Consider the following 5201-nt stretch of genomic DNA (forward strand, 5'->3'; position numbering starts at 1 on the left):
GGATCCCGGGTGGCCTCGGTCGAGGTCTCAGTCGAGGTCGATGCGCTCGCCGGGCCCCGGATCGTCGCCCTGGTCGCGACGCTCCCGGTGGGCGGTGTCCCGGGTGGTCCAGCGGCGTTCCTGGGCCTCGACGGCGGAGCGGTACGCGGCGAGGAGTTCGTTGCCGGCGGCGGCGAGATGGCCGAAGACGTCCGGGTTGCGTTCGATGACGGGTTCGACGGCGGCCTTGGCCTGGCGGACGACCTGGTGGACCGCCTGCTGGGCCGCGCCGCCCGCCACCGCGCCGAACAGCGGCGACTGCAGCCCGGAGAGCTTGTCGGCGACCGCGTCGACCAGCTTGCGCAACTCCTCGGCGGCCGAGCCCGGCGGCGGACCGTACTGCGCCCGGCGGCGGGCCTTCTCCGCGGCGAGGTCCTCCTCGCACGCCGTGGCCCAGGCGTCGGCGTCGGTCGCCCGCGCCCGCGTCTCACCGGCGGCCTTCTGCCGAGCGGCGTCGGACGCGGCCTCGGACGGGGGGCGCTCTTCGCTCATGGCGGACTCTCCTGCCTACGGTTCGTACCTTCGACGTTACCCGAACGGGGGTACGCCGTTCACTGCCCTCGGGGCCACAACCGCGGGTCCGGCGCGAACCGGATCCGCAACTCGCCCTCGCGCAGGGCCGCGCCGTCGACCGTGCAGCGCCGCAGCGCGGACGGCAGCGGCACGATACGCCGGAACTGCCCCGCGCTGACGACCAACTCGTCACCCCTGCGGATGAGATCCAGCTCATCGCGTATGGCCCCGGGCAGCGGAATGTGCCACACCAGCACGCCGTCCTCGCCGAGCCGATCGACGACGGGCCACGGGGCACGCGCGCAGACGTCACCGACACGGGGTACGCCGAGGCCGACGAGGTCGTCGGTGCCCCGCGGATCGCGCCCGAGATGGGCGACCTCCCGCACCACGGGATGACTCACCGTCCACTCCTCCAACGCCTTGCGCTGCTGGGCGGCGAGGCCCGCGAGCCAGGTGTCGCAGGTGGTCTCGGGCAGGATCCGGTTGGCGACCAGCGCCTCCACGGGCAGCCCGCGCAGGGCGAGCCCCACACTCGCGACCCGTACATGATCGGCGCCGGCGGGCCCGGGCTCGGCGACGAGCCGCACGCCGGTCCCCGGGTCCTCCAGAACCGCGGCCACGGCCGCCAGCTCCACATCCCACCGGGCGGCCGTCTCGTACAGCCACTCCGCGGGCATCGGCACTCCCGCCAGCCGCCCGAGCACCGGCCGCAGGGCCCGCGCCGCCTGTCGCTCCGCCGGCAGCAGCCGCCGCAGATACCGCCGCAACTCCTCCGGCAGCCCGAGCAGGGCGAGTGCCTGCGGCGCGGGCGGCAGATCGACGACGAGCAGGTCGTACGCCTCGGACAGCACGGCGTCACGCAACGCGCGCAGCAGGGCGAGTTCCTCGGCGCCGGGCAGCGGCGTCAGCTCCTCGGCATCCAGCCGGCCGGCCCCGAGCAGATCGAGCACGGAGGCGGCCCGCTCCTGAAAGGCGACGAGGTCCTCCCGAAAGCCCGCTGCGGCATCGGGCCGCCAGGCGGTGAGGTTCACCCCGACTCGCACGGGCTCGGCCCCGGTGGCCACACCGAGCAGGGCTCCGAGACCGTCCACCCGATCCGCGCTCAGCACCAGCGTCCGGCTGCCCTCCCGAGCCGCCGCCAGTGCGGTGGCCGCGGCGATGGTCGTACGGCCACTGCCGCCTTGCCCGGTGATCAGGATGGTGCGCATGGAGCTGAACGGTAGCCGAGCGAACCCCTTGCTCCCGCCGACAAGCCCCCGAGTTCACCTTGTGGCCGAGGTGAGACGGGCAGGCGGGTGGAAAAAGGTGGGTGCGAAAAGGTGAGTGGGTGAACCTACGCGGCGGACTCGACGCGCTTCTTCAGGCCGGCCAACGCCCGGTCGATGATCACCTTCTCGGCTTTGCGCTTGATCATCCCCAGCATCGGGATCTTCACGTCCACCGTCAGCTGGTACGTCACCTCGGTGACCGTGTCCCCGACCGGCTTGAGGATGTACGACCCGTCGAGTGACCGCAGCATCTGCGACTTGACCAGCGTCCAGGAGACCTCGTTCGCCCCGCTCCAGGTGTACGCCAGCGTCTGGTCATCCTTGATGGCCCCGGCGTCCATGACGAGCCGGACCTGCTCGGCGCGTCCCTCGGCGTCGGTCGCCAGCACCTCCGCCTCCTTCACCTCACCCGTCCAGTCCGGATAGCGGGCGAAGTCGGCGATCACTCCCATGACATCGGCCGCCGCGGCCTCGATCGTGATGCTCGAACTGGTGAATTCCGCCATCGCCGTGGCTCCTCCAGAGACGGTCCGGTGAGGGAGGTTGGTGCGCACGTATGTGCAGCGTGAAGGCTACCGCGCGACGAAGGAACCATCGCCACCCCACCCGAACTACCTCAGGCCGCACACCGCCCCCGACCCCGGAGCCCGCTGTCCCTCAGCCGCAGGCCCCCGGTGGGCTCACCACTCCAACGCCCATGGCTTCCCGCTCCCGGCGAAGTGCCCGACGTTCACGCACTCGGTCGCCCCGATCCGCATCCGCCGGGCCAACGGCTGATGCACATGCCCGAACAACGAGTACCGCGGCCGGGTCCTGCGGATGGCCTCCAGCAACGCCCGGCTCCCCCGCTCGAAACGCCGCGCCACCGTGTCGTACACCAGCTCGGGGACCTCCGGCGGGATGTGCGTGCAGAGCACGTCCACCTCCCCCACGGCCTCGATCTTCGCCGCGTACTCCTCGTCGCTGATCTCGTACGGCGTCCGCATGGGAGTCCGCAGTCCGCCGCCCACGAACCCGAAGACCCAGCCCCCGATCTCCACCCGTTCGCCGTCGAGGACGGTGGTCCCCGGTCCGGCGTACTCGCGCCACAGCGTCGGCATGTCGACGTTGCCGTATGTGGCGTACGTCGGCGTGGGAAACGCCGCGAACAGCTCGGCGTACTGCTTGCGCACGGCCTTCTCGACGACGGCGGCGCGGTCGGCGCCGACGCCCGCCCAGAGCCGCGCCCCGAACGCACGCGCCTCCTCGAACCGCCGGTCGGTGCGCAGCTCGACGAGTCGGCCGGCGTTCTCGGCGCCGAACAGATCGGGGAAGATGCCGCGCGAGTGGTCGGCGTAGTCGAGGAAGAGGACCAGGTCACCCAGGCACACCAGGGCGTCGGCGCCCTCACCCGCTCTGGCCAGGTCGTGTGCGTTGCCGTGCACGTCGCTGACCACGTGGATACGCGTCCGGGGTTTGCCGCCTGGTGTGGTTGTCATGGCGATCAAGGGTAGGGGGGTGTGCGGCACAAGTGGACAGCTCCGGGAGGACCTGTGGTTACTGGCCAGTCAGTAAGTGGGTGGATTACTGTGCCGGAGGAGAACCCCATACGTGACATACGTGTGACACAGCGAACATCTCGGGGGACCCCCCTCGCGGAGAAGCCATACCGGCGGGTAACGTCCGGGCAGTCCAGTCGTGCTCAGGTATTCAACCAACGAACATCGAAGAACAACCAAGCACCCAGTGGGTTCTGAGCGCTGGCCCCAGCCTTGGACCGCACCGTCGCAGCACACACTTCAGTCGTGGCGTCGGCGCCCTATGAGGAGCAGCAGTCTTGCGCGAGTTCAGCCTTCCGGCTTTGTACGAGGTCCCTACGGACGGCAATCTGACCGACATCGTCCGTAGAAACGCCGCGCAGCATCCCGATGTCGCCGTCATCGCCCGCAAGGTGAACGGTGTCTGGCAGGACGTCGACGCGGTGCGGTTCCTCGCGGAGGTGCGGGCGGCGGCCAAGGGGCTCATCGCCGCCGGTGTGCAGCCGGGCGACCGTGTCGGACTGATGTCCCGTACGCGGTACGAGTGGACTCTGCTGGACTTCGCGATCTGGTCGGCGGGCGCGGTCACCGTACCGGTGTACGAGACCAGCTCACCGGAGCAGGTGCAGTGGATCCTCTCCGACTCGGGCGCGACCGCCATGATCGTGGAGCTGGACGGTCATGCGGCGGCCGTGGAGTCGGTGCGGGACGGGCTGCCGGAGCTGAAGCACGTCTGGCAGATCGAGGCCGGCGGTGTCGAGGAGCTGGGGCGCCTCGGCCAGGACGTCACCGACGAGACCGTCGAGGAGCGCAGCTCCCTGGCGAAGGCGGACGACCCGGCGACGATCGTCTACACCTCGGGCACGACCGGTAAGCCCAAGGGGTGTGTGCTCACCCACCGCAGCTTCTTCGCCGAGTGCGGCAATGTCGTCGAGCGCCTGCGGCCCCTGTTCCGCACGGGCGAGTGCAGCGTGCTGCTCTTCCTGCCCCTCGCACATGTCTTCGGGCGTCTGGTGCAGGTCGCGCCGATGATGGCGCCGATCAAGCTGGGCACCGTACCGGACATCAAGAACCTCACGGAGGAGCTGGCCTCCTTCCGGCCGACGCTGATCCTCGGTGTGCCGCGGGTGTTCGAGAAGGTCTACAACTCGGCCCGGGCCAAGGCGCAGGCGGACGGCAAGGGCAAGATCTTCGACAAGGCCGCGGACACGGCGATCGCGTACAGCAAGGCCCTGGACACCCCGTCGGGCCCGTCCCTGGGGCTGAAGCTCAAACACTTCGTGTTCGACAAACTCGTCTACAGCAAGCTGCGGGCCGTGCTGGGCGGCAAGGGCGAGTACGCCATCTCCGGCGGGGCCCCGCTGGGCGAGCGCCTCGGGCACTTCTTCCGCGGTATCGGCTTCACGGTCCTTGAGGGCTACGGGCTGACCGAGACCTGTGCGGCCACCGCGTTCAACCCCTGGGACCGGCAGAAGATCGGTACGGTCGGGCAGCCGCTGCCGGGTTCGGTGATCCGGATCGCGGACGACGGCGAAGTACTGCTGCACGGCGAACATCTGTTCAAGGGGTACTGGAACAACCCGGGCGCGACGGAGGAGGCGCTGGCCGACGGCTGGTTCCACACCGGTGACATCGGCACCCTCGACGAGGACGGCTACCTCAGGATCACCGGCCGCAAGAAGGAGATCATCGTCACCGCGGGCGGCAAGAACGTCGCCCCGGCCGTGATCGAGGACCGTATCCGGGCGCACGCGCTGGTCGCGGAGTGCATGGTGGTGGGCGACGGGCGGCCGTTCGTGGGCGCGCTGGTCACCATCGACGAGGAGTTCCTGGGCCGTTGGGCCGCCGAGCACGGCAAGCC

The 5201-nt window shown here is 70.3% G+C and carries 5 protein-coding genes; 1 reads left to right on the forward strand and 4 read right to left on the reverse strand.

Annotated elements, in window-relative coordinates; translation table 11 throughout:
- Positions 1-27 precede the first annotated feature (27 nt).
- From STRIP9103_RS21580 to STRIP9103_RS21595, 4 genes are all read right to left on the reverse strand, one after another.
- Positions 28-531 (reverse strand): DUF5304 domain-containing protein, encoded by a 504-nt coding sequence (locus tag STRIP9103_RS21580; RefSeq protein ID WP_009317408.1) that lies wholly within the window; start codon positions 529-531, stop codon positions 28-30.
- 59 nt (positions 532-590) lie between these two features.
- Positions 591-1763: an ArsA family ATPase gene (locus tag STRIP9103_RS21585; RefSeq protein ID WP_009317406.1), complete on the reverse strand. Its 1173-nt coding sequence runs from the start codon at positions 1761-1763 to the stop codon at positions 591-593.
- Between the two features lie 125 nt (positions 1764-1888).
- Positions 1889-2329, reverse strand: a complete 441-nt coding sequence (locus STRIP9103_RS21590; protein WP_009317412.1) for an SRPBCC family protein — start codon at positions 2327-2329, stop codon at positions 1889-1891.
- Positions 2330-2503: 174 nt separating this feature from the next.
- Positions 2504-3301: a metallophosphoesterase family protein gene (locus STRIP9103_RS21595; RefSeq protein ID WP_078613996.1), complete on the reverse strand. Its 798-nt coding sequence runs from the start codon at positions 3299-3301 to the stop codon at positions 2504-2506.
- Between the two features lie 338 nt (positions 3302-3639).
- Between STRIP9103_RS21595 and STRIP9103_RS21600 the strand changes: the two genes are divergently transcribed.
- Positions 3640-5201 (forward strand): AMP-dependent synthetase/ligase (locus STRIP9103_RS21600; protein ID WP_048820709.1); only part of this gene is annotated, 1562 nt, incomplete at its 3' end.

The sequence above is a fragment of the Streptomyces ipomoeae 91-03 genome, assembly GCF_000317595.1.
Lineage (GTDB): Bacteria > Actinomycetota > Actinomycetes > Streptomycetales > Streptomycetaceae > Streptomyces > Streptomyces ipomoeae.

Excerpts from the sequence above, each read along its gene's own strand:
- STRIP9103_RS21590 (WP_009317412.1), bottom strand. The coding sequence starts at position 2,329 with ATGGCGGAATTCACCAGTTCGAGCATCACGATCGAGGCCGCGGCGGCC.
- STRIP9103_RS21580 (WP_009317408.1), bottom strand. The coding sequence starts at position 531 with ATGAGCGAAGAGCGCCCCCCGTCCGAGGCCGCGTCCGACGCCGCTCGG.
- STRIP9103_RS21595 (WP_078613996.1), bottom strand. The coding sequence starts at position 3,301 with ATGACAACCACACCAGGCGGCAAACCCCGGACGCGTATCCACGTGGTC.
- STRIP9103_RS21585 (WP_009317406.1), bottom strand. The coding sequence starts at position 1,763 with ATGCGCACCATCCTGATCACCGGGCAAGGCGGCAGTGGCCGTACGACC.